Origin of the sequence: Hymenobacter norwichensis DSM 15439 (genome assembly GCF_000420705.1) — a bacterium.
Classification (GTDB): Bacteria; Bacteroidota; Bacteroidia; order Cytophagales; family Hymenobacteraceae; genus Hymenobacter; species Hymenobacter norwichensis.
The window spans coordinates 1,094,309-1,115,537 of the sequence record NZ_ATVL01000007.1 but is presented as its reverse complement, the minus strand read 5'-3'; the positions used below and the strand labels follow the sequence as shown (position 1 = coordinate 1,115,537).

General features: G+C 58.5%; 14 protein-coding genes and 1 riboswitch. Of the genes, 13 read left to right on the top strand and 1 reads right to left on the bottom strand.

All coding sequences use genetic code 11. From position 1 onward, the window contains the following. The first annotated feature begins 17 nt into the window (after nt 1-17). From pseI to G536_RS32970, 13 genes are all read left to right on the top strand, one after another. A complete protein-coding gene (gene pseI / locus G536_RS0110875; RefSeq protein WP_022823627.1) occupies nt 18-1,058 on the top strand; it encodes a pseudaminic acid synthase in 1,041 nt (346 codons plus the stop codon). 9 nt (nt 1,059-1,067) lie between these two features. Beyond that, nucleotides 1,068-2,378: a glycosyltransferase family protein gene (locus G536_RS0110870; protein ID WP_022823626.1), complete on the top strand. Its 1,311-nt coding sequence runs from the start codon at nt 1,068-1,070 to the stop codon at nt 2,376-2,378. Between the two features lie 24 nt (nt 2,379-2,402). Beyond that, nucleotides 2,403-3,767, top strand: a complete 1,365-nt coding sequence (locus G536_RS0110865; protein ID WP_022823625.1) for a DUF7033 domain-containing protein — start codon at nt 2,403-2,405, stop codon at nt 3,765-3,767. Nucleotides 3,768-3,855: 88 nt separating this feature from the next. Continuing rightward, complete coding sequence (locus tag G536_RS0110860; protein WP_022823624.1) at nt 3,856-5,346, top strand: lipopolysaccharide biosynthesis protein; 1,491 nt, start codon at nt 3,856-3,858, stop codon at nt 5,344-5,346. Between the two features lie 334 nt (nt 5,347-5,680). Further along, a riboswitch (SAM riboswitch) is annotated at nt 5,681-5,772 on the top strand. A gap of 325 nt (nt 5,773-6,097) precedes the next feature. After that, nucleotides 6,098-6,874, top strand: coding sequence for a phosphoadenylyl-sulfate reductase (locus G536_RS27430; protein WP_022823623.1), 777 nt, complete (start codon nt 6,098-6,100; stop codon nt 6,872-6,874). A gap of 64 nt (nt 6,875-6,938) precedes the next feature. After that, on the top strand, nt 6,939-7,850 hold the full coding sequence (gene cysD, locus G536_RS0110850) for a sulfate adenylyltransferase subunit CysD (RefSeq protein ID WP_022823622.1): 912 nt from the start codon (nt 6,939-6,941) through the stop codon (nt 7,848-7,850). A 157-nt stretch (nt 7,851-8,007) separates the two neighbouring features. Then, nucleotides 8,008-9,297 carry a sulfate adenylyltransferase subunit 1 gene (locus G536_RS27425; protein ID WP_022823621.1) on the top strand — a complete coding sequence of 430 codons (1,290 nt, stop codon included), beginning with the start codon at nt 8,008-8,010 and terminating at the stop codon, nt 9,295-9,297. A 68-nt stretch (nt 9,298-9,365) separates the two neighbouring features. After that, the gene (gene cobA / locus G536_RS27420; protein ID WP_051166931.1) at nt 9,366-10,169 is read left to right on the top strand and encodes a uroporphyrinogen-III C-methyltransferase; all 804 of its coding nucleotides are present in this window, start codon (nt 9,366-9,368) and stop codon (nt 10,167-10,169) included. Nucleotides 10,170-10,293: 124 nt separating this feature from the next. Then, nucleotides 10,294-12,204, top strand: a complete 1,911-nt coding sequence (locus G536_RS0110835; RefSeq protein ID WP_071837685.1) for an assimilatory sulfite reductase (NADPH) flavoprotein subunit — start codon at nt 10,294-10,296, stop codon at nt 12,202-12,204. 135 nt (nt 12,205-12,339) lie between these two features. Next, nucleotides 12,340-15,249: a TonB-dependent receptor gene (locus G536_RS0110830; protein WP_022823618.1), complete on the top strand. Its 2,910-nt coding sequence runs from the start codon at nt 12,340-12,342 to the stop codon at nt 15,247-15,249. 176 nt (nt 15,250-15,425) lie between these two features. Beyond that, a complete protein-coding gene (locus tag G536_RS27415; RefSeq protein ID WP_084708571.1) occupies nt 15,426-16,229 on the top strand; it encodes a DUF2490 domain-containing protein in 804 nt (267 codons plus the stop codon). Next, a complete protein-coding gene (locus G536_RS0110820; protein ID WP_022823616.1) occupies nt 16,198-17,910 on the top strand; it encodes an NADPH-dependent assimilatory sulfite reductase hemoprotein subunit in 1,713 nt (570 codons plus the stop codon). Before G536_RS27415 ends, G536_RS0110820 begins: the two co-directional genes overlap by 32 nt. Nucleotides 17,911-18,006: 96 nt before the next feature. Then, on the top strand, nt 18,007-19,518 hold the full coding sequence (locus tag G536_RS32970; RefSeq protein WP_022823615.1) for a TSUP family transporter: 1,512 nt from the start codon (nt 18,007-18,009) through the stop codon (nt 19,516-19,518). Between the two features lie 116 nt (nt 19,519-19,634). On the opposite strand, the gene G536_RS0110810 is transcribed toward G536_RS32970, so the two are convergent. Further along, on the bottom strand, nt 19,635-21,080 hold the full coding sequence (locus tag G536_RS0110810) for an amino acid permease (RefSeq protein ID WP_022823614.1): 1,446 nt from the start codon (nt 21,078-21,080) through the stop codon (nt 19,635-19,637). Nucleotides 21,081-21,229 lie beyond the last annotated feature (149 nt).

Genomic DNA, 21,229 nt, shown 5'->3' with positions numbered 1-21,229 from the left:
ATTCGTTTCTTTGCAACATGAACTTCTCTATCGGTTCCCGCCTTATCGGCCCCGACCAGCCGCCGCTTATTATTGCTGAACTCAGTGGCAACCACAACCAGGACCTTAACCGGGGCTTGGCCATTGTGGATGCCATGGCTGCGGCCGGGGCGCACGCCATTAAGCTCCAGACCTACACGGCCGATACGATGACGCTACCCGGCGCCTACCGCATCGACGACCCCAACTCGCTGTGGTACGGGCGGGAACTGCACGAGCTGTACCAGGAGGCGCATACGCCCTGGGAATGGCACCGGCCGCTGTTCGAGCGGGCCCGCCAGCATGGCATGCTGGCCTTTAGCTCGCCGTTCGATGAAACGGCTGTCGACTTTCTGGAAACCTTAGATGTGCCGGCCTACAAAATTGCTTCGTTTGAGAATACGGACTGGCCCCTGCTGCGCAAAGTAGCAGCCACCGGCAAGCCCGTCATTATGAGTACCGGGGCCAGCCAATTATCAGAAGTAGCGGAGGCCGTGCAGATATTGCGCGAAGCCGGCTGCCGCGACTTGGTGCTGCTGAAATGCACCAGCACCTATCCGGCTACGCCTCAAAACACCAACTTGCGTACTCTTCCGCATTTCCAGCAGCTGTTCCCCGACTCTCTAGTAGGCCTGTCAGACCACACCATGGGAGTTGGGGCGGCCGTTGCAGCTGTTGCACTGGGCGCCTGCGTGGTGGAAAAGCACGTAACTCTGCGCCGCGCCGATGGCGGCGTAGATTCAGCTTTTTCGCTGGAGCCCGAGGAAGTGGCGCTGCTAGTTACGGAAACCGAGCGGGCCTGGCAGGCGCTGGGGCAGGTGCAATATGGCGTGCAGCGGGCCGAGGAAAAAAGCCGCTTGTATAAACGCTCTTTGTATGTGGCGCAGGATGTGAAGGCCGGCGAAGTATTCACCAAGGAAAACTTGCGGGTAGTACGGCCCGGCGACGGATTGCCACCGCGCTACTACGACCAGTTGCTAGGCAAACCCGCCCGGCAGAACCTGCGGGCAGGTACGGCCCTTACTTGGGAAGCACTGTAACGGCTTACTATGCCCGATTCCACTGCTGCTGGCACTGTTACCACCCGTCTGCGCGACATACTGCAACTGCGGTTCACCGACCTGTTTGCTGGCTTGCCGGCGCGAATGCTTGAACCCATTTCTCCGGCCAACCCACTTAAACGGCTCGGGAAAGTACTGGGCTACGCAGCACTACGGTTGGTTGGCAACGTGTTTCAGCCGATCCGCAACCCCGAGCCGCTACACAACCGAGTGTGGCTGTACGTGGTCAGCCAGAACAACTACGACTCCTTGCATTTTCTGCGCGAAGCCCGGCCCGATACGGTGCTGGTGGCTGGGCAAAGCAAACAGATTGGCAGATACCAAGTACAGGTAAACCGGCTTTCCCTGCGGCGTAAGTTGCTCTACTACTGGCAATTTCCGCTGGTTATAGTGGGGCTTATGCGCACGGAAGGGCGGCGGGCCTGGCGGTTTTTCGATTTAATTTTCAACGCCATCGGCTATTACGAAGTGTATTGCCGGGCCCTGCGGCACTACCGGCCGCGGGCTGTGGTGTTTGCCAACGACCACAACGACGACGCTCGTGCCTTACTGCTGGCTTGCCGCCGAGAGGGGGTACCCACCGTTTACGTACAGCACGCCAGCGTAAGTGCGAACTTTCCACCGTTAGCTTTCGACCTGAGTTTGCTGGAAGGCCAGGATGCCCTCGACAAGTACCACCAATGCGGGCCAATACGGGGCCAGACAGAGTTGGTAGGCATGCCCAAAGCCGACGAGTTTTTGAGTGAAAAAAACTTGAACCCAATGGTGCAGCGCGTAGGTATTGCCTGCAATGTACTCGATGATACAGAAGCACTTACTACGGCCATAGACTATCTATTGTCGCAGTTTCCGTCCCTCACATTCACCTTCCGCCCCCACCCTGGCGACACGCGTGACTTCCGTTTTCTGCAAGCCCAGCATCCGCAGCTCGTCTTTTCCAACGCCCGGCAGGAAAGCGTGTTCGAGTTTCTAAGCAAGCAAGACGCGCTGATTGCCGCTGATACCAGTACCCACTTAGAGGCCACTTTGCTGAACGTAGCAAGTTTGTATTTTCGCTTCGGCACGCATGCCGTAGCCGACGACTACTACGGCTATGTGGCCCAAGGGCTGGTAGAGCGGGCCCGCACCTTGCCCGAATTAGGAGCACTGCTCCTCCGCTATCAGCAGCATAAACCCCTAGACCTGTACCGCCGCGCCGCGTACTATAACGCCACACTAGGCACACCCGAAGAAGGCCACAGCCAACAGCGCGCCGCCCGGTTGCTGGCGGAGTGGCTGGAATCCGAGGGGACGAGGTAGCTTACATTTCTGTTTTTCAAAAATATGCTACCTCCTTTACCTGTTGTCTCGCCGGTTAGCGCCGAAATCCGGCTGACGTATGTGCTGCGCCACTTTCGGCAGGCGTACCAGGCGGTGCCGGTCGTAAGCATCGGCTACGCTAGTCAGCAGCCACAGGTGGAAATTGCCGATTGTGCCGGCAGCTTTTTTGCGGAGCAACAACCTTACCCAGCGCCTCCAAACGTGCGCGAGTGGCAAGGCCGCCAGCTGCCGATATTTTTCGATTCCAGTCCGGAGAAACTACTACTGGAGTTGCTGCCCAACGGCCGAGCCTACATCCACGCCGACCTGATTTCGGCAGCTTTTTATTTGCTCAGTGGCTGGCAGGAGTATTTCAGTGACGAGCGGGACCGGCACGGGCGTTTTCCCTACTCGGCCAGTATGCAATACCGGTACGGCTTTGTGGCAGTGCCGGTCGTCAACTACTACTTCGATATTCTGAAAACTGCCGTTGAGCACGTAACCGGCCAGCCGCTGCACCCACGCTGCTGGGCCAACGGCGCGTCTTTCGCCACCTTCGTCACCCATGATATTGACGAGTTGCGCAGTGCTTGGAAAACCCCAGCCAAGGCCGCCTTACGAAGCGGCAACCTGCTGAAATTCGGATGGCAATTGTGGCGGCATTTTACGCGCCCTGATGCCTGGAACAACTTGGAACTAGTGCAGCAGACCGTGGCAGAATACGGTGCTAAGAGCACGTTCTTCTTTCTACCCGAACACCGCAAATCGGCCAACGGTACGCCGAATGCCGACTACAATATCCGGCAAAAATGGCCGCAGCTAGCCGCAGCCATTGGCGGGTCAGAAGTTGGGCTACACGCCAGTTTGGGCACGGCTCAGCACGGAGGCCGGCTCAAGCGGGATGAACACCGGCTGCAACATCTGCGCAATGATGTGAAAGCCTATGGAATCCGTTTTCACTATTTGCAATGGGAGCCGCGCATTACTCCATTCTTACTTCACACCTTGCTTTACGAGTACGATTCTACGCTGGGGTTTGCCGAGCATTTCGGCTTCCGAAACAGCTACTGCCTACCCTTCCAGCTTTTCGATTTTACAACTTGCAAAAGCTTCGATTTCCTGGAAATTCCGCTCAACGTGATGGACGCCACGTTGCATCACCCTAATTATCTGCAACTGGCGCCCGAGCAAATTCTGCCGGCGCTACAACCCATGTTCCAGGAAATCGAGCGGTTCGGTGGGGTTTGCACACTACTCTGGCACAACGACCACTTCGACCCGGCCAACGAAACCACCGGCCCCCGACAGTTCGCCGAACTCATGCAGTACCTTCACAGCCGCAACACGGCCTTCGTCAATGGCTACGATATCTGGGAAGCCGTGATGTAGCAACAAAAAAAGTTTGACGCTTCCCCCTGACTAGTAACGCAGTTGGAACGTCAAACTCACCACTTCACCTCTTCACCATTTCACCTCTTTGGGCATCGTTCAGCGGCAGGGACTGCGCAATACTATCATTTCGTACGCTGGGCTGGGGCTGGGCTTTGTGAATACGGTGCTGGTGCTGCCCAAAATTCTGGAGCCGCATCAGATTGGCCTCACGGGTGTGCTGGCCGCCATTGCTACCATGCTGGCCCAGATAGCCGCCCTTGGTTTTGGCAACATGGGGGTACGGTTTTTCCCTTATTTCCGCAAACCGGAAGCCGGCCATCAAGGGTTTCTGCCATTTCTGCTGAGTGTACCGCTACTGGGGTTTGTGCTAGTAGCCGTGCTGTATATGGCTGGCAAGCCGCTGGTAATGAGCTGGTACGCCGATGAGGCTACCGACATGGCGCTGCTCGACTACTACTATTTTTGGGGCCTAGTACTGGCGCTGTTTATCTTGCTCATTAACCTCTGGGACGCTTACCTGAAAGGCCTGTACCACACGGCTTTTTCGTCGTTCACCCAGGAAATTGTACTCCGGCTGCTTATCACAGGCGGCGCGTTGCTGTTCGCCGCCGGTTACCTTGACTTTCACGGCTATGTGCTCTGGTACATTGGGGCGAGTAGCGGCGTGGCCGTGCTACTGATTGCCTACACGGCTTTTGTAGGCGAATTGCACCTGCGGCCAGCCGCCGTGTCGCGGGTGCGGCCCTTGCGCGAAATGCTTGGTTTCGGGGCGTTTGCGCTGCTCGGCAACGTATCGGGCGTAGTTATTTCCAGCATTGATTCGTTGATGGTGAGTTCCAAGGTAGACCTGGATGCCGCGGGTATCTACGGCACTGCTTTCTTCATCAGCACGGCACTAGTGCTGCCGTTTCGGGCGCTCTACAAAATTGCCTTCCCGCTGTTGGCCGAGTACTGGAAAAACAACGACCTGCCGCGCATGGCCGACTTTTACCAGCGTACCACCCGCCTCAATACCATGCTAGGCTGCTACCTGGCCCTAGGAATTGCCCTAAACCTAGACTTCATCTATGGTCAGATGAAGCCCGCTTATGCCGCCGGCTCCACCGCCGTACTTATTTTGCTGGCCGGCCGACTCTTTGATGGCATTACAGGCGTCAATGGCCTCATCGTTATTACCTCGCCGCGCTACCGCTACGACTTGATTTTCAATGCGTCGCTAGCCGTGGCCACAGTACTGCTCAACCTGCTTTTGATTCCACGCCTGGGGCTGACGGGTGCGGCTGTAGCAGCGGCGGCGGCTCTGCTGGCTATCAACGTGGCCCGCACTTGGTTTGTGTGGCACAGCTTCGGATTGCAGCCCTTTGACCGGCGCGTACCGTTGCTGCTGCTGCTGGCCTCGGTAGCGGGCGTGGCGGCGTGGCTGGTGCCCTTTATGCATTCGTTGCTGGTGACAATGCTGTTGCGCTCTTCGCTCCTAACCGTGGTATACGGTGGGCTGCTGCTGGCTACCAATGCCGAACCGCAGGTGCGGGAGACACTGCAAAAGCTGCTGCGCCGGGGCCGCGCAAGCCACTAATTTTTCAGCTAAATCTCACTTCTGCTCCTACGGCTGTAGCGGAGTTGTGCCCAAAATACCTGTATACATTCGGCCACTTGTTGGGTGATTTGCAACTCAATTCGCTACAATTTCTATTGCCGTACCAGAAAGGAATAATCCACTCTGAATGCAATTAGGAGTTGAATTGCACGGGCGGGCACGCTTATTTCCTACGCTGGAAAACGCACCAATAAACACGTATCGAAAACACAATGCGGTAGTTAGCTGTAGTTGGTGCTTGGAAATAAATTTGGAAGTGTAAAATTTCGGCCACTACCTTTGTAGTATCAATTCTTTACCCCCAAAAGGATTGTTTTTATACAGAGGCGTGGAGAGACAGGCTCGACGAAGCGCCGGCAACCCTCGGATAATCCGAAACGGTGCCAAGTCCTGACCATATAAAAACAACAGCACCGTGAAACTCTTCACCATCACCGCCGCCAATTCCACTACCCTTTCTGCTGTACAGCATGGGTGTTGTGGCATGGCTAGCCCCGTCTGTATGACCGTGGCTTTTGGGTGCTGTTGCTAGAGGTTACGCTACTCCCCCTTCTTTCCTGGTTCGTGCGCTGAGTTCAGCTTGCTGATGCGTTTTTACGCATAGCTCTACAGCGTTTTCGCACGTCCCGATTTTCGCCCCACTGCTGGTTTTCCGCGCTTTTGCGCCACGCCAACGGGGCTATCCTTCGGCCCGATGTTGCCCACGCGGCAACGTCTCCCTCTCTCGCATATGTCCGCAGTATCTGCCGTTTCGGCCGTTCCCAATCTGGACGACCTACGCCTTCAGCTACCAGCCGCCTCCGCTTTGGAGCGGTTGCGCTTGGTAGCCACCCGCTTCCCCGGAAAAGCCGTTTTCTCTACCTCTTTCGGCTTAGAAGACCAAATTATCAGCCACTTAATCTTCGAGAACGAATTACCTATCAAGGTGTTCACCCTCGATACCGGCCGCAACTTCCAGGAAACCTATTCCACTTGGAACAAGACACTGCTCAAGTACGGGCAGCCGATTGAGGTATTTTATCCGCAGCGGGAAAGCGTGGAAGAGCTGATGCACGCCAAAGGCCCGAACAGCTTCTACGAAAGCATCGACAACCGCAAGGAGTGCTGCTACATCCGCAAAGTGGAGCCCCTGAACCGCGCCCTAGCCGGCCAAGACGCCTGGGTAACCGGCATCCGGGCCGAACAGTCGCAGAACCGCCAAACCATGGACCCCGTGGAATGGGACGCGGCCCACAACCTCACCAAGATTCACCCCCTTTTCGACTGGACCTGGGAGCAGGCCGTGGAGTACGCCCAGGCCAATGGCATTCCGGTGAACCCGCTGCACAAGCAAGGCTTCGTGAGCATCGGGTGCGCCCCCTGCACCCGCGCCATCAAGCCCGGCGAGGATTTCCGGGCTGGCCGCTGGTGGTGGGAAGACCTATCGGCCAAAGAGTGCGGCTTGCACTCCACCGCCCGCCACGACGGCCCCGACCCGGTGGTGGAACCCATCCAGATTGAAAAATAGCAAGCCGTTGGGCTGCCTTCCGCGCCGTCCAACCATGGAATTGAAACAGACAGCATCCTTTGATATGAGCACCCCACAATTCGATTACCTCGACCGGCTGGAAGCCGAAGCCATTCATATTCTGCGCGAAGTTGCAGGGCAGTTTGAGCGGCCCGCGCTGCTGTTTTCGGGCGGCAAAGATTCTATCGTGCTGACCCGGTTGGCAGAAAAAGCGTTTCGGCCCGGCCGCTTCCCGTTTCCGTTGGTGCACGTAGATACCGGCCACAACTTTCCGGAAGTGCTGGCCTACCGTGACCAACTGGCCACTGAGCTGGGCGAAAAGCTGATTGTGCGCAGCGTGGTGGACACCATCAAGCGGCAGCGCTTGCGTGAGCCGGGTGGCAAGTTTCCGAGCCGTAACCCGCTCCAGACCTACACCCTGCTGGAAGTAATCGAGGAATTCGAGTTTGACGCTTGTATCGGTGGGGCGCGCCGCGACGAGGAGAAAGCCCGCGCCAAGGAGCGCATCTTCTCAGTGCGCGACGAGTTCGGCCAATGGGACCCCAAACGCCAGCGCCCCGAGCTGTGGAACGTGTACAACGGCCGCATCCAGAAAGGCGAAAATGTGCGCGTGTTCCCGATTTCCAACTGGACCGAGCTGGACGTGTGGCGCTATATCCAGCGCGAAAACATCCAGCTCCCTGATATCTACTTCGGCCACGAGCGGACCTGCGTGGTACTACCCAGCGGTCAGCTACTGGGTCTTTCCGAGCACTTGCAGCTCGATGAGGAAGACGAAATCGTGACCCGGCAGGTGCGCTACCGCACCGTGGGCGACTCCACCTGCACGGCCGCCGTGGAAAGCGACGCCAGCACCGTGGAAGACATCATCCAGGACTTGCTGCTAGCCAAAGTGAGCGAACGAGGCGCCACCCGCCTCGACGACAACATCTCGGAAGCCGGCATGGAAGACCGGAAACGCAACGGCTATTTCTAAGTGGTGAAACGAATCTAGAACGTCATTCCGAGCAGCGCGAGGAATCTCGCTAGTGTAGTAAATGCCATTTCTACATCAGCACGCGAGATGCTTCGCTGCGCTCTGCATGACAGTTCAAAGTTGAACTCGCCATCTCACCACTTCACAATTTCACCTCATGGACTTACTTCGTTTTATAACCTGCGGCAGCGTCGATGACGGCAAAAGCACGTTGATTGGCCGCCTGCTGTACGATTCCGATTCGGTATCCTTGGACATACTGGCGGCGCTGGAAAACCGCCCTACCGTGCACGGCACTGTGGATTTGGCTCTCCTCACCGACGGCTTGCGGGCCGAGCGGGAACAGGGCATCACCATTGATGTCGCCTACAAATACTTCACTACCCCGCGCCGCAAATTCATCATCACCGATGCGCCGGGCCACGTGCAGTACACCCGCAACATGGTGACCGGCGCCAGCAATGCCGATTTGGCTATTGTGCTGGTGGATGCGCGCCAGGGTGTGATAGAGCAAACCCGCCGCCACACGCTGATAGCCGCGCTGCTGGGCATCCGCAACTTCGTGCTGGCCGTGAACAAGCTGGATCTGGTGGGCTTCGACGAGAATATCTTCAATCAGATTTCGGCCGACTACGCCGCCCTCACCGACCACTTCCAGCTGCCAGCCGCTACTGCTATTCCGCTCAGCGCCTTGCACGGCGACAACGTGGTAGCCCGCTCCAACCGGATTGCGTGGTACAACGGCCCGAGCTTGCTGGAACACCTCGAAAGCGTGCCGGCCGCCGTGGAAGTAGCCAATGCCGAGCCCCGCTTCCAGGTGCAGTATGTAATCCGTCCTCAGACCGATGAGCTGCCCGATTACCGCGGCTATGCCGGCCAAATCCAGAGCGGCCAGTACCGCCGCGGCGACCGGGTGAAGGTGTTGCCTTCGGGCCGGGAGTCGGTGATTGAGGCCATCGAAGTCAACCAGCAGGAAGTGGAATCCGCTGTGGCTCCGCAGGCCGTGGTACTGCGCCTCACCGACGACGTAGACATCAGCCGCGGCGACTCCATCATCCCCGTAAACCACGTACCGACGCTCACGCGCGAGCTGGAAGCCACGGTGTGCTGGATGAGCGAGCAGCCGTTGTTGCCCGGCCGTAAGCTGCTGTTGCAGCATCATTCGGCAGTGGTGAAAGCCGCCGTACCCACCATTCTGCACAAAGTGAACGTGCAAACCTTCGACCGGGCCGATGCCGAATCGGCCCAACTCAACGACATCGTGCGGGTGCGCATCAAAACCGCCGTGCCGCTGGCCGTTGACAATTACCACGAAAACCGGGTGACGGGTGCCTTCATTCTGGTAGACGAGCAAAGCGGTGACACCGTAGCCGCCGGCCTCATTGGCGCCGCCAACGCCGACTACTTCACCGCCCCGGTAACGCCGCCAGTAGCCTTTTCTATTTAGTGCATACCCATAGAACGTCCTGCTTCGGCAAGATCAGCATGACGTTCCTGTTTATTCAAGCCTCTCTTATGTCACTCTCCAAAATCCCTCGTCTTACCGTACTAGGTGCCGGCCCCGGCGACCCGGAGTTGCTGACGCTGAAAGGCGCGCGGGTATTGGGCGAGGCCGACGTCATTTTGTATGACGCACTGGCCAACAATGACTTGCTCGCTCACGCCCGCCCCGATGCCGTGACGGTATTTGTGGGTAAGCGGCGCGGTTTGCGCAGCCATAGCCAGGACGAAATCAACGCCCTGATTGTGGACTACGCCCGCCAGTATGGCCATGTAGTACGCCTGAAAGGTGGCGACCCATTCGTGTTTGGGCGAGGCCGGGAGGAGATGCTGTATGCCGAACAGCATGGCCTCTTAACCGATTACGTACCCGGCATCAGCAGCGCCGTTGCAGCAGCGGGCAGTTTGGGCATTCCGGTTACGCACCGCGGGGCTAGCGAGGGGTTTCGGGTGATTACGGCCACCACCGCCACCGGCGAGTTGTCGGGCAGCGTGAGTGAAGCGGCCAGCACGCGCAGCACCACAGTTATTCTGATGGGCTTGGGCGAGTTGGCGCGCATTGCGGCCCTATACTGCCAGCACGGGCAGGCCAGTACGCCAGCGGCCATCGTGCAAAACGGCACTTTGCCCAATGCGCGGCTAGTAACAGGCACCGTGGCTGAGTTGCCCGCCCGCGCCGCCGCCGCCGGTATTGGCGCTCCGGCCATCATCATTATTGGCGAAGTGGTCCGGCTGGCTACCTCGCAGGCAGAAGTAGCCTCCCTGCTCCCCGGTTTATCATTTCCAGCTTTTGCCGCAGCCTACGCGGAGGTAGCCTAATGCACTGCCATTCCAACCAAAGGGAGGAATCTGAACAGAATAGTTAACCCAGATTCCTACCTGTGGCCGGAACAGCAAACCAGCCTCCCTCCTTCTTAGCCCACCGCTTCAACTTAGTTTCCTGATGTCTATTTCTTCTTCCTCCGGGTTGCCGCTTGGGCTCGACGACAAGGCCCTCAACGACTTGACTGCAAGCCTATCTTCGCAGCAACTGGTGTGGCTGAGCGGCTACCTCTACGGCCGCGCCACCGATGCCACTTCAACCAGTGCCGCTGCTGCCCCAGCCCAACAGGCGTTATCTGCTGCTGTAGCAACACCTGCCCCAGCTCCGGCGGTGGCTCCGCCGCGACTCACCATTTTGTATGGTTCTCAAACGGGCAACAGCAAGAAGATAGCACTGCAAACTGCCGAGGCGGCCCGCCAGCGCGGTTTGGAGCCCACGGTGCGCGACATGAACGAGTACCCAACTCGCGCGTTGGCATCGGAGCAGCAGTTGCTGGTGATTACCAGCACCCAGGGCGAAGGCGAGCCCCCCATTGCGGCCGAAGACCTGCACAAGTTCCTGCTGGGCCCCCGGGCTCCCAAGCTGCCGGCCTTGCGCTACTCGGTGCTGGCCCTCGGCGACAAAAGCTACGTGCAGTTCTGCCAGACCGGTATCGAGTTCGATGAGCGGCTGGCCGCTTTGGGCGCTCAGCGCCTGACTGAGCGGGTGGACTGCGACGTGGCCTACCAGGAGTCAGCGGCGGAATGGGCCGACCGGGTGCTGGACGTGCTGGCGCAGGAAGTAGCCACCGCCACGCCCCAAACCGGCCCCAGCACGGGCGCTACGTTGGCACAGGCGGCAGCTTCCGGCTCCAACGGCGGCAGCCAGGCGGATATTTCCGCGTTTCGGGTGGCGGCTCCAGCCGCTACGCCGGCTGTGCAGCACGATGAAACGCCAATTGAAGCCACGTTGCTGGAAAAGATTCAGCTGAACGGCCGCGGTTCTGCCAAGGAAACCTACCACCTCGAATTCTCCCTGGAAGGTTCTGGCCTCCAATACGAGCCCGGCGACGCCCTAATGGTGCAGCCCCACAACCGCCCCGAGCTGGTAGCCGATGTGCTGCAAGCTGGCCGTTTCGAGGCTTCGACGCCCGTGAAATTCAAAGGTGAAGAACTGGATTTAACTACCGCCCTGACTGAGCGGCTAGAGCTGTCGGTGCTGACCCGTGACGTGCTGGAACGCTACGCGGCCCTCGCGCCGCAGCACCCAACCCTGCACGAAGCGTTGGCGGGTACGCCCCAGCTGCAAGCCTTCCTGTATGGCCGCGACGTGGTGGATTTGCTCACTCAGTTTCCCGCCGACTTATCGGCGCAGCAGTTGGCTACGGTATTGCGGCCGTTGCCGGCGCGGGCCTACTCCATTGCCAGCAGCTTGTCAGCATACCCGGATGAGGTGCATTTGACGGTAAGCGCGGTGCGCTACGAAACCAACGGCCGCCAGAAGCACGGCGCCTGCTCGGTGTATCAGGCTGACCATCTGAACATTGGCGACACGGCGCGGGTGTGGGTGGACCGCAGCGAGTACTTCAAACTGCCGCAAGACCCCGCCACCGACATCATTATGGTGGGGCCGGGTACGGGCGTGGCACCCTTCCGCGCTTTCGTGCAGGAGCGGGCCGAAACCGGCGCGACGGGACGCAACTGGCTGGTATTCGGCAACCCCGAATTCACCACCGACTTCCTGTACCAAACCGAGTGGCAGCAGCACCTCAAGCAAGGCACGTTGAGCCGCTTGGACCTGGCGTTTTCGCGCGACCAGGCCGAGAAAATCTACGTGCAGCACCGCTTGTTGGAGCAGGCTCCGCAGGTGTTTAAGTGGCTGGAAGACGGCGCCCACTTCTACGTGTGCGGCGACAAAACCCGCATGGCAGCCGATGTGCGCAAGGCCTTGCTCACCATCATTCAGCAGCAAAGCGGCCAGGATTCTGAGTATGCCGCCGAATACCTGAAGCAACTTAAAAAGCAGCGCCGCTACCTAGAGGACGTGTATTAAAAGACCTCACGGAGAGGCCGTTGTGTTTCTGTCATCAACATGACGGCCTCTCTTTTGCGTCGCGGCTGAAACCCTTGCCCTTCTCTTTTACTAGGGTTAACTCTCTTCCTTGCAGCTAAATAGACCTTTATTCCGATGAAAGCACGTTACGCTGCTTTAGCTATTGTTCCTGCCTTGGCGCTGGTAACTCCCGCACGGGCGCAAACCGAGCTGATTGCCATCAGCGGGGAGGTGCGCGAGAAAAGCACCAACGAGCCGCTGCCCGGCGTGAGCGTGAGCGTGAAAGGCGGCACCCTGGGCACTCAAACCGATGCCGAAGGCAAGTTCGAGCTGCAAGCCAAGCTGCAATACCCGTTTGTACTGGTATTCAACGCCCTGGGCCACGACCGGCGCGAAATTGAAATTGCGCGCGGCAGCCGGCGCATTGCGGTGTCCTTGGACTCGCGCGAGATTATCACCAACGAGGTGGTGGTATCGGCGTCGCGGGTGGAAGAAAGCCGGTTGAAGTCGCCGGTGGCTATTGAGAAGCTGGATATCCGGGCCATCAAGGAGACACCCGCGCCTAGTTTCTACGACGCGCTGGAAAACGTGAAGGGCGTGCAGATGACCACCAGCAGCCTCACCTTTAAAGTGCCCAACACCCGCGGCTTCAACATCCCGAACAATTTCCGCTTTATGCAGCTCGTGGATGGCGTGGACATGCAGGCGGCCACGCTGGGCGTACCGCTCGGCAACGCCATCGGCCCGACAGAGCTCGATATTGCCAGCGTGGAAATCACGCCCGGTGCCGCTTCGGCGCTGTACGGCATGAACGCCATCAACGGTATGGCCAACCTCACCACCAAAAGCCCTTTCACCTACCAGGGCTTGAGCGTGTACCAGAAAGTGGGCGTCAACCACGTAGATGGTATCGACCGGGACCCGAGCGTGCTGACGGAAACCGCCGTGCGGTACGCGCAGGCGTTCAACAACAAGTTTGCCTTCAAGGTGAACCTCGACTTTATGCGGGGTACCGATTGGCTGGCTAACACCCAAAACGACCAGAACCCGCAAACTGCCAGCTCGGCCAACCCACGTTTCCCGGAGCTGAGCGGCGACCAGAACCCTGCCGCGGACCTCTGGAACCGCTACGGCGACGACAACGCCGGCAACGTGGCCATCACCATTCCCTACAACGGCCGCAACGAAACCTTCAACGTGCGCCGCACGGGCTACTACGAGCGGGACCTCACCAACCCTATCGTGCGCAACATCAAGGCCGATGCCAGCCTGCACTACAAGCTCACCGACAAGCTGGAGCTGAGCTACGGCTACCGATTCGGGCTGATGGACGGCGTGTTTCAGCGCGGCAACAAGATTCAGCTGGACGGCGTGACCGTGCAAAACCATAAGCTGGAACTGAAAAACGACCAGCTGACGGTGCGCGGCTATATGCTGATTGAAGACACCGGCGACTCCTACAACCTCAACCCGCTGGCCCTCAACCTCGACCTGCAAAACGGCGCTACCGGCCTTACCGCCGCCGGTACCAGCTGGGGCGACAAGTTTCGGCGGGAGCTGCTAAGCCAAGTGAACGGCGGCGCTCCGCTGCCCGTGGCCATGCAGCAAGCCCGCGTTGCGGCCGATGCGGGCCGCGCTATTCCCGGCACGGCGGCTTTCAACAGCCTGAAAAACACCATCGTTCATACCAACAACTGGGACAGCGGCGTGAACGTACCCGGCGCCCCGGTACCCGGCGGCGCGGCCCTCACCCAGCGCAGCCACACCTACCACGGCGAAACGCTCTGGAATGTAGGCCAGCGCATCACGTTTGCCGATGTGCTGGTGGGCGCCGATGCCCGCGTGTACGAGGTGATTCCCGACGGCAACAACTTCGTGGACTTCAGCCGGCCTTTGGGTGAACGGACCCAGCCTGGCGGCAACAACCAGTATTACAAGAAGTTCGGCGGCTTTGTGCAGGCCACGCGGCTGTTGCTGGCTGACCGGCTGAAGATTACCGCTTCGTTGCGCGCCGATTACAACCCGGAGTTCGACCCCAAGCTGAACCCGCGGGTAGCGGCCGTGTATACGCTGGCTGAGAAGCACAATTTCCGGGCTTCGTACCAGAATGGCTGGCGCTTCCCGTCGCTGTTTGAGGCGCTGTCGTTTGTGAACAACGGCAACGTGCGCCGCGTGGGCGGCCTGGCCCGCGTGAACGAAGGCCTGAACTACCTCGACAACTCCTACACACTGGCTTCGATTTCCACCTTCAACGCCGCCGTGAATGCCTACGTAGCCGCCAACGCGGGCACTACGGCCTCGCAGGCCGCCGTACGGCCCGAAATTCGCAGCTTGCTCACCGTGGGCAACCTGCCTACCGAGCAGCCCGAGCAAATCAACGCCTACGAGGTGGGCTACCGCAGCGTGCTGTTCGACAACCGCTTGTCGGTTGACGCCGATGCGTACTACAACATCTACTCTGGTTTCCTGGGCCAAGTGGAAGTGAGCGTACCCAAAAACGCCGACGGCCAGCAGGTGCAGGTTGGTTCTGATGATGCCGTACTAGCTGCGCTGGCCACCAACCGCTCCACCCGCCAGGACCGGTACCGGGTGTACACCAACGCCCTCAACGACTACCACAGCTACGGTTCCACGCTGGGCTTGACTTACAATTTCTACCAGAAATTCACCGTCGGCGGCAACATCAACTACAACAACATCTCCGCTAACGACCAGTCCGACATCTTCGTGACCGGCTTCAACACGCCGAAGTGGGCCACCAACGTGAGCTTCGGTAACCGGGAAGTGGCGCGCAATTTGGGATTCAACGTGGTATGGCGCCGGCAAAGCAGCTTCTTGTGGGAAAGCCCGCTGGCTAACGGCCGGGTGCCCGCCTACCAAACCGTGGATGCCCAAGTGAACCTACGCGTGCCGACCCTGAAAACAACCATCAAAGTAGGCGGCGCCAACCTGTTCAACAACCGCTACATCCAGTACGCCGCCGGCCCAACCATCGGTGGCCTGTACTACGTGGCCCTGACCTTCGACAACACCATCATTCGCTAACTAGAACGAAACTCCCCTCCTTTTTTCAAGGAGGGGTGCCCGAAGGGCGGGGTGGTTTAATCGTTGAACAAGTAGCTAGAACAAGTTTCTAATAGTCGTTCTAATTGTTCAACCACCCCTAACCCCTCCTCATCTGAGGAGGGGAACTAGAATAACTTATAGCGCTAGCTTCTCCCATGAAACGCCCCGTTCTCTCCTGTGCTTTGTTACTGCTGGCGGCCCTACCGTTGCGGGCGCAGAAGCAGTATGTGCGAGAACAGCAAACGTGGCTAGGCGTCTTCAACCAAACCCGTTTCTCCCAGCGCTGGGGCACCTGGACCGACTTGCACCTACGCCTACACGGCCATTTTGTGCAAGACCTGTTTCAGGGCGTGGCGCGGGTGGGGCTCACGTACTACCTCACCGATGACGTGCGTCTGACGGGCGGCTATGCTTACGTGCACCACTTCCCCGACGGGGCCCGCACGGTGGGCCAGCCGGAGCACCGTTCCTGGCAACAGGTGCAGTGGTTTACCCGCTTTCCGAAGGCCCGCCTGATGCAGTGGGTGCGGCTGGAAGAGCGGTTTCGCAACACCATCCGCAACAACGAGCAAACGTCTGATTACGACTTCAACTGGCGAACCCGCTACAACGCGGCGCTGTTCTTACCACTCACCAAGCACGCTTTCGAGCCGGGCGGGCTGCAATTTCTGCTCAACAACGAGGTGATGATGAATTTCGGCAAAGAAATTCACTACAACCACTTCGACCAGAACCGCCTGTTTGCGGGCGTGGTGTATCAGGCTAGCAAGCACAGCCAACTACACGCCGGCTACATGCATCTGTTTCAGCAACTGCCCGCCGGCAACGTGTACCGCAACCAGCACACCATTCGGGTGTTTTACTTCCACAATTTCGATTTGCGGCCCACCCCGCCGCCCATCCCTGTTTCTGCTCCGCAACAAAATAATGTCAGATACTCCCAAACTTTCCGAGGTTGAACTCATCAAGACCGCCAGCAACTACCTGCGCGGCACCTTGGCCGATAGCCTCGCCAACCCGATTACGGGCGCCCTCAACCCCGACGACACCCAGCTCATCAAGTTCCACGGCTCCTACCAGCAGGCTGACCGGGACCTGGACTCGGAGCGGAAGCGCCAGCGCCTGGAGCCGCTTTACTCACTGATGATTCGGGTGCGGGTGCCGGGCGGCATTGCCACGCCCACCCAGTGGCTGCGCATGGACGAGCTGGCCGAGAAGTTCGGCAACAACACGCTCAAGCTCACCACCCGCCAAACGTTTCAGCTCCATGGCGTGCTGAAGCGCAACCTCAAGAAGACCATTCACGGCTTCAACCAAGTGTTGATGGACAGCATTGCGGGCTGCGGCGACGTGAACCGCAACGTGATGTGCAACCCCAACCCCTACCAGTCGGAGGTACACGAGCAGGTGTACGCGGCTTCCAAGCGCATCAGCTCCCACCTCACGCCGCGCACGTCGGCATACTGGGAATTGTGGCTTGATGGCGAACAGCAGCACATCAGCGCCCCCGCGGAAGGCGTGGAAGACGACGAACCGATTTATGGCCGTACCTACCTGCCCCGCAAGTTCAAGATTGCGCTGGCCATTCCGCCGCACAACGATACCGACGTCTTTTCCAATGACTTGGGCCTAATTGCCATCGAGGAAGACGGCGTACTGCTGGGCTTCAACGTGGCCATTGGCGGCGGCATGGGCATGACGTTCGGCATGCCCGAAACTTACCCGCGCCTGGCCGATATCATCGGCTTTGTGCCTACCGATAAGGTGGTGGACCTCTGCGAGAAGGTGGTAACCATCCAGCGCGACTGGGGCAACCGCGAAAACCGCAAGTTCTCGCGCCTCAAGTACACCCTCGACCGGCTGGGCCTGGACACGTTTACCACCGAGCTAAACAAGCGCCTCGGCTACGACCTGGAGCCGGCTCGCCCCTACGAGTTCAAGAGCAGCGGCGACGCTTTCGGCTGGACCACCGGCACCGATGGTTCCCAGCACCTCACGCTGTTCATCGAAGGCGGCCGGGTAGCCGACCGGCCGGGCCACGCCCTCAAAACCGCCTTGCGCGAAATTGCCGCTTTCCACACCGGCGACTTCCGGCTCACCGGCAACCAAAACCTCATTATTGCCAACGTTGGCCCCGAGCATCACCTCAGCGTGCAAGCCACGCTGGTGAAGCACGGCATTGAGGTAGCGGGCAGCAACCTATCGGGGCTGCGGCGCGGCGCGCTGGCTTGCGTGGCCCTGAATACCTGCTCGTTAGCATTTGCCGAAGCAGAGCGCTATCTTCCCCAACTCCTGACCAGGCTGGAGGAAAGCCTGAAAACCTATAACTTAACCCAGGATGATATTGTACTGCGCGTGACGGGCTGCCCCAACGGCTGCGCCCGGCCTTACCTAGGTGAGATTGGGTTGGTGGGTCGTTCGGTGGGGCGCTACAACTTGTATTTGGGTGCCAGCTTCAACGGCGACCGTCTCAACAAGCTCTACAAGGAAATGCTGGACGAAGATGGCCTAATCGAAACGCTAAACCCCATTTTTGCCGACTACGTCGAAAACCGGGAGCTTGGTGAGCGGTTTGGCGACTTCACTATCCGCAAGGGATATGTGCAAGCCCCCACGCAAGGCTTGGACTTTCACGCCTAGCTTTATTTAGAGCCTAGAAGGGAGAGGTTAGAACTTTCAAAACTTGACCTCTTCCTTCTAGGCACTTCGTTCTAAGCTTACCCCAAAACACCACCCATGCCTCTTTCCAATGACACTGTGACGCAGCCCCGCTTTGAGCCGCCACCAACCGGCGCGAACCGACTGTTTCCTGTCTTCCTGAAGCTGGAGCAGCTGCATGTGCTGCTGGTAGGCGGCGGCAATGTGGGCTTGGAGAAGCTGTCTGCCATTCTCAACAACAGCCCCTCCGCGGCCGTGACGGTCGTGGCTACCCGCTTTCTGCCAGAGCTACGGGAACTGGCCGCCCGCCACCCAGCCGTGCAGCTGCGCGAAGGCCCCTACCAGATTACCGACCTAGTAGGCCACGACTTAGTGCTGGTAGCCACCGACGATAAAGCCTTGAACCTAAGCATCAAGGCCGATGCTACCCGCCAGCGCCTGCTTTGCAACGTAGCCGACACGCCCGATGCCTGCGACTTTTACCTGGGCTCCATCGTGCAGAAAGGCGACTTGAAAATTGCCATCAGCACCAACGGCAAATCACCCACGGTAGCCAAGCGGATGCGCGAAATGCTCACCAGCGCCATCCCCGAAGAGCTGAACGACGTGCTGCAACGCATGTCGAAAATCCGAGAAATAGTGGGCGGCGATTTTGCCAACAAAGTGAAATCGTTGAACGCCGTAACGGCCGAATTGACGGGCGGCCCTGCCTATGAGTCGCCGGCGGCGGCTATGTGGCGGCGCCGCGCTACCTGGGCGCTGCTTGCTTTTACGGGCCTGATTGTTCTGAACATCCTCTCCTACTACATCACCTGGGATAAGGCCGTACAGATAGCAACCAACGCCGATACGTTCTATATTTTCGTGGCCATCGGGTTCGGTGCGCAGCTGATTGACGGGCTGCTGGGCATGGGCTATGGCGTGGTGACGGCCATCAGCCTAATGAGTTTAAACATTGCGCCGGCGGCCGTTAGTGCCAGCATCCATACAGCCGAAATGTTTGCCAGCGGAGCTTCGGGCTACCACCACTACCGCTTCGGCAACGTGAACAAGAAGCTGTTCAAGGTGCTGCTGATTCCGGGGGTGCTGGGGGCTATTACGGGGGCGTATCTGCTGGCTACGTTTGGCGAAGAATACGCTAAATACGTGAAGCCGTTTCTGGCAGTGTATCTGCTGCTGCTGGGTATTCGCATCATTTCCAAGGCCTTTACCAAGCCCGGACCGCGCAAAAAGCATAAGAAACTAGGGTTCCTGGCCGCAGCTGGTGGCTTCCTAGATTCGTTTGGCGGCGGCGGTTGGGGGCCATTAGTAACCAGCACGCTCATTGCCGGAGGCCGCACACCGCAGTACGTTATCGGCTCGGTGAGTGTAACCGAGTTCTTCGTCACGTTTGCCAGTGCCGTTACGTTCTTCGCTACGCTGGGCATCTCGCACTGGCAAATTATTCTGGGTTTGATTGTAGGTGGCGTAGCTGCCTCACCCTTCGCCGCCCGGCTGGCTGGCCGCATCCCCACCCGCTGGATGTTTGTAGGCGTCGGCCTGATGGTCATCGTCTGGAGTTTGTGGGCGCTGCGTAAGGTGTTTATGTAGCGCAGGGTTTAGCTGATTTATAGAAACGCAAACGCCCCGGCCAATATTGGTCGGGGCATTTGTGTTTGATGTAATGCAGTACTGTTCTGGCGGAGGCCTCACCCCCGCTAGAACAATTACTCTTGCTGTGCCTGCCGCAGTTTGCTGTGTTTCTTGCCGTAACCATAGTAGATAGCCAAGCCGATGGCCAGCCAAACGCCTAAACGCAACCACGTTTCCCACGGCAACGACACCATCATCACCAGGCAGGTCAGGATGCCGAGGATGGGCACCACGGGCACCCATGGCGTGCGGAAACCACGGGGAGCATCCGGCTCCCTTTTGCGCATGATTAAGATGCCGAGGCATACCATCACGAAGGCCAGCAATGTGCCAATACTGGTCATTTCGCCCACCACCGAAATCGGCACGAAGCCGGCAAATACGGCAATGAACAGGCCAAGCAGCAAGTTGGACTGCATAGGCGTGCGGAACTTGGGGTGAATCTTGCCGAATACCGGCGGCAGCAACCCATCCTTAGCCATCGAGAAGAACACCCGGCTCTGACCCAGCAAATCCACCAGGATAACGGACGTGTAGCCGATGATAATAGCTAGAATAACCGCCGCTGATAACCAGGCATAGGGCGTTTTTTCAATGGCAATGGCTACCGGCGCGGCGCTGTTCTTGAACTCGGTGTAATTGGCCAACCCGGTCATCACGTGCCCAAAAAGTACAAATAGCACCGTGCAAATTACCAACGAGCCGATGATACCGATGGGCATGTTGCGCTGCGGGTTCTTGGTCTCCTGAGCCATGGTGGCCACAATATCAAAGCCAATGAACACGAAGAAGATAACGCCCGCCCCGCGCAGAATACCGCTCCACCCGAACTCCCCAAACGTGCCCGTATTAGCCGGAATGTACGGTTGATAGTTGGCCGGATCAATGTACTGCCAGCCCAGCGCTATGAACACGAGTACCACCGATACTTTCAGCGTCACGACCAGCGCATTAAACCACGCCGAACCTTCCGTACCCCGCACGATAACGGCCGTAATGGCCAACACAATCAACATGGCTGGCACATTCACGAAGCCATGCACGGAGGTGCCGTCGGCCAGTTGGGAAACTTCAAAAGGTGAGGTAACCAACTGCGCAGGAATGTGCAAGTCGTACTTGGCCAGAAACTTCACCAGATACTGCGACCAGCTAATGGCCACCGTGGCCGCGCCCACCGAGTATTCTAGCACCAAGTCCCACCCGATTATCCAGGCAAACAACTCACCCATAGTGGCGTAAGCGTAGGTGTAGGCCGAGCCCGAAACGGGTACCATGGAAGCAAACTCAGCGTAACACAACGCCGAAAACGCGCAGCCAATAGCGGCCACCACGAAGGAAAGCGTAACGGCCGGGCCGGTGTGATTGGCGGCGGCAATACCGGTGAGCGAGAACAACCCGGCTCCGATAATTACTCCAATCCCAATGGTAATGAGGTTGAAGCCGTTCAGGCTTCGCTTGAGCGTGTGCGAACCAGTTTCGGCAGCTTCCAGCCGCAGCAACTCCAAAGATTTTTTAAGCATACTAGAATGTAGCGCGAAGCCCTGCTTCGCGGGGCAGTGAACAGTATTCTGCCTTACTGGCGTACAATACCAACCCCTATAGGCTGCCTTGCACCAACCAGTGACAGGTTTAGGAATAGAAAAAGCGGGAGCAAGAAATATGAGGCTGA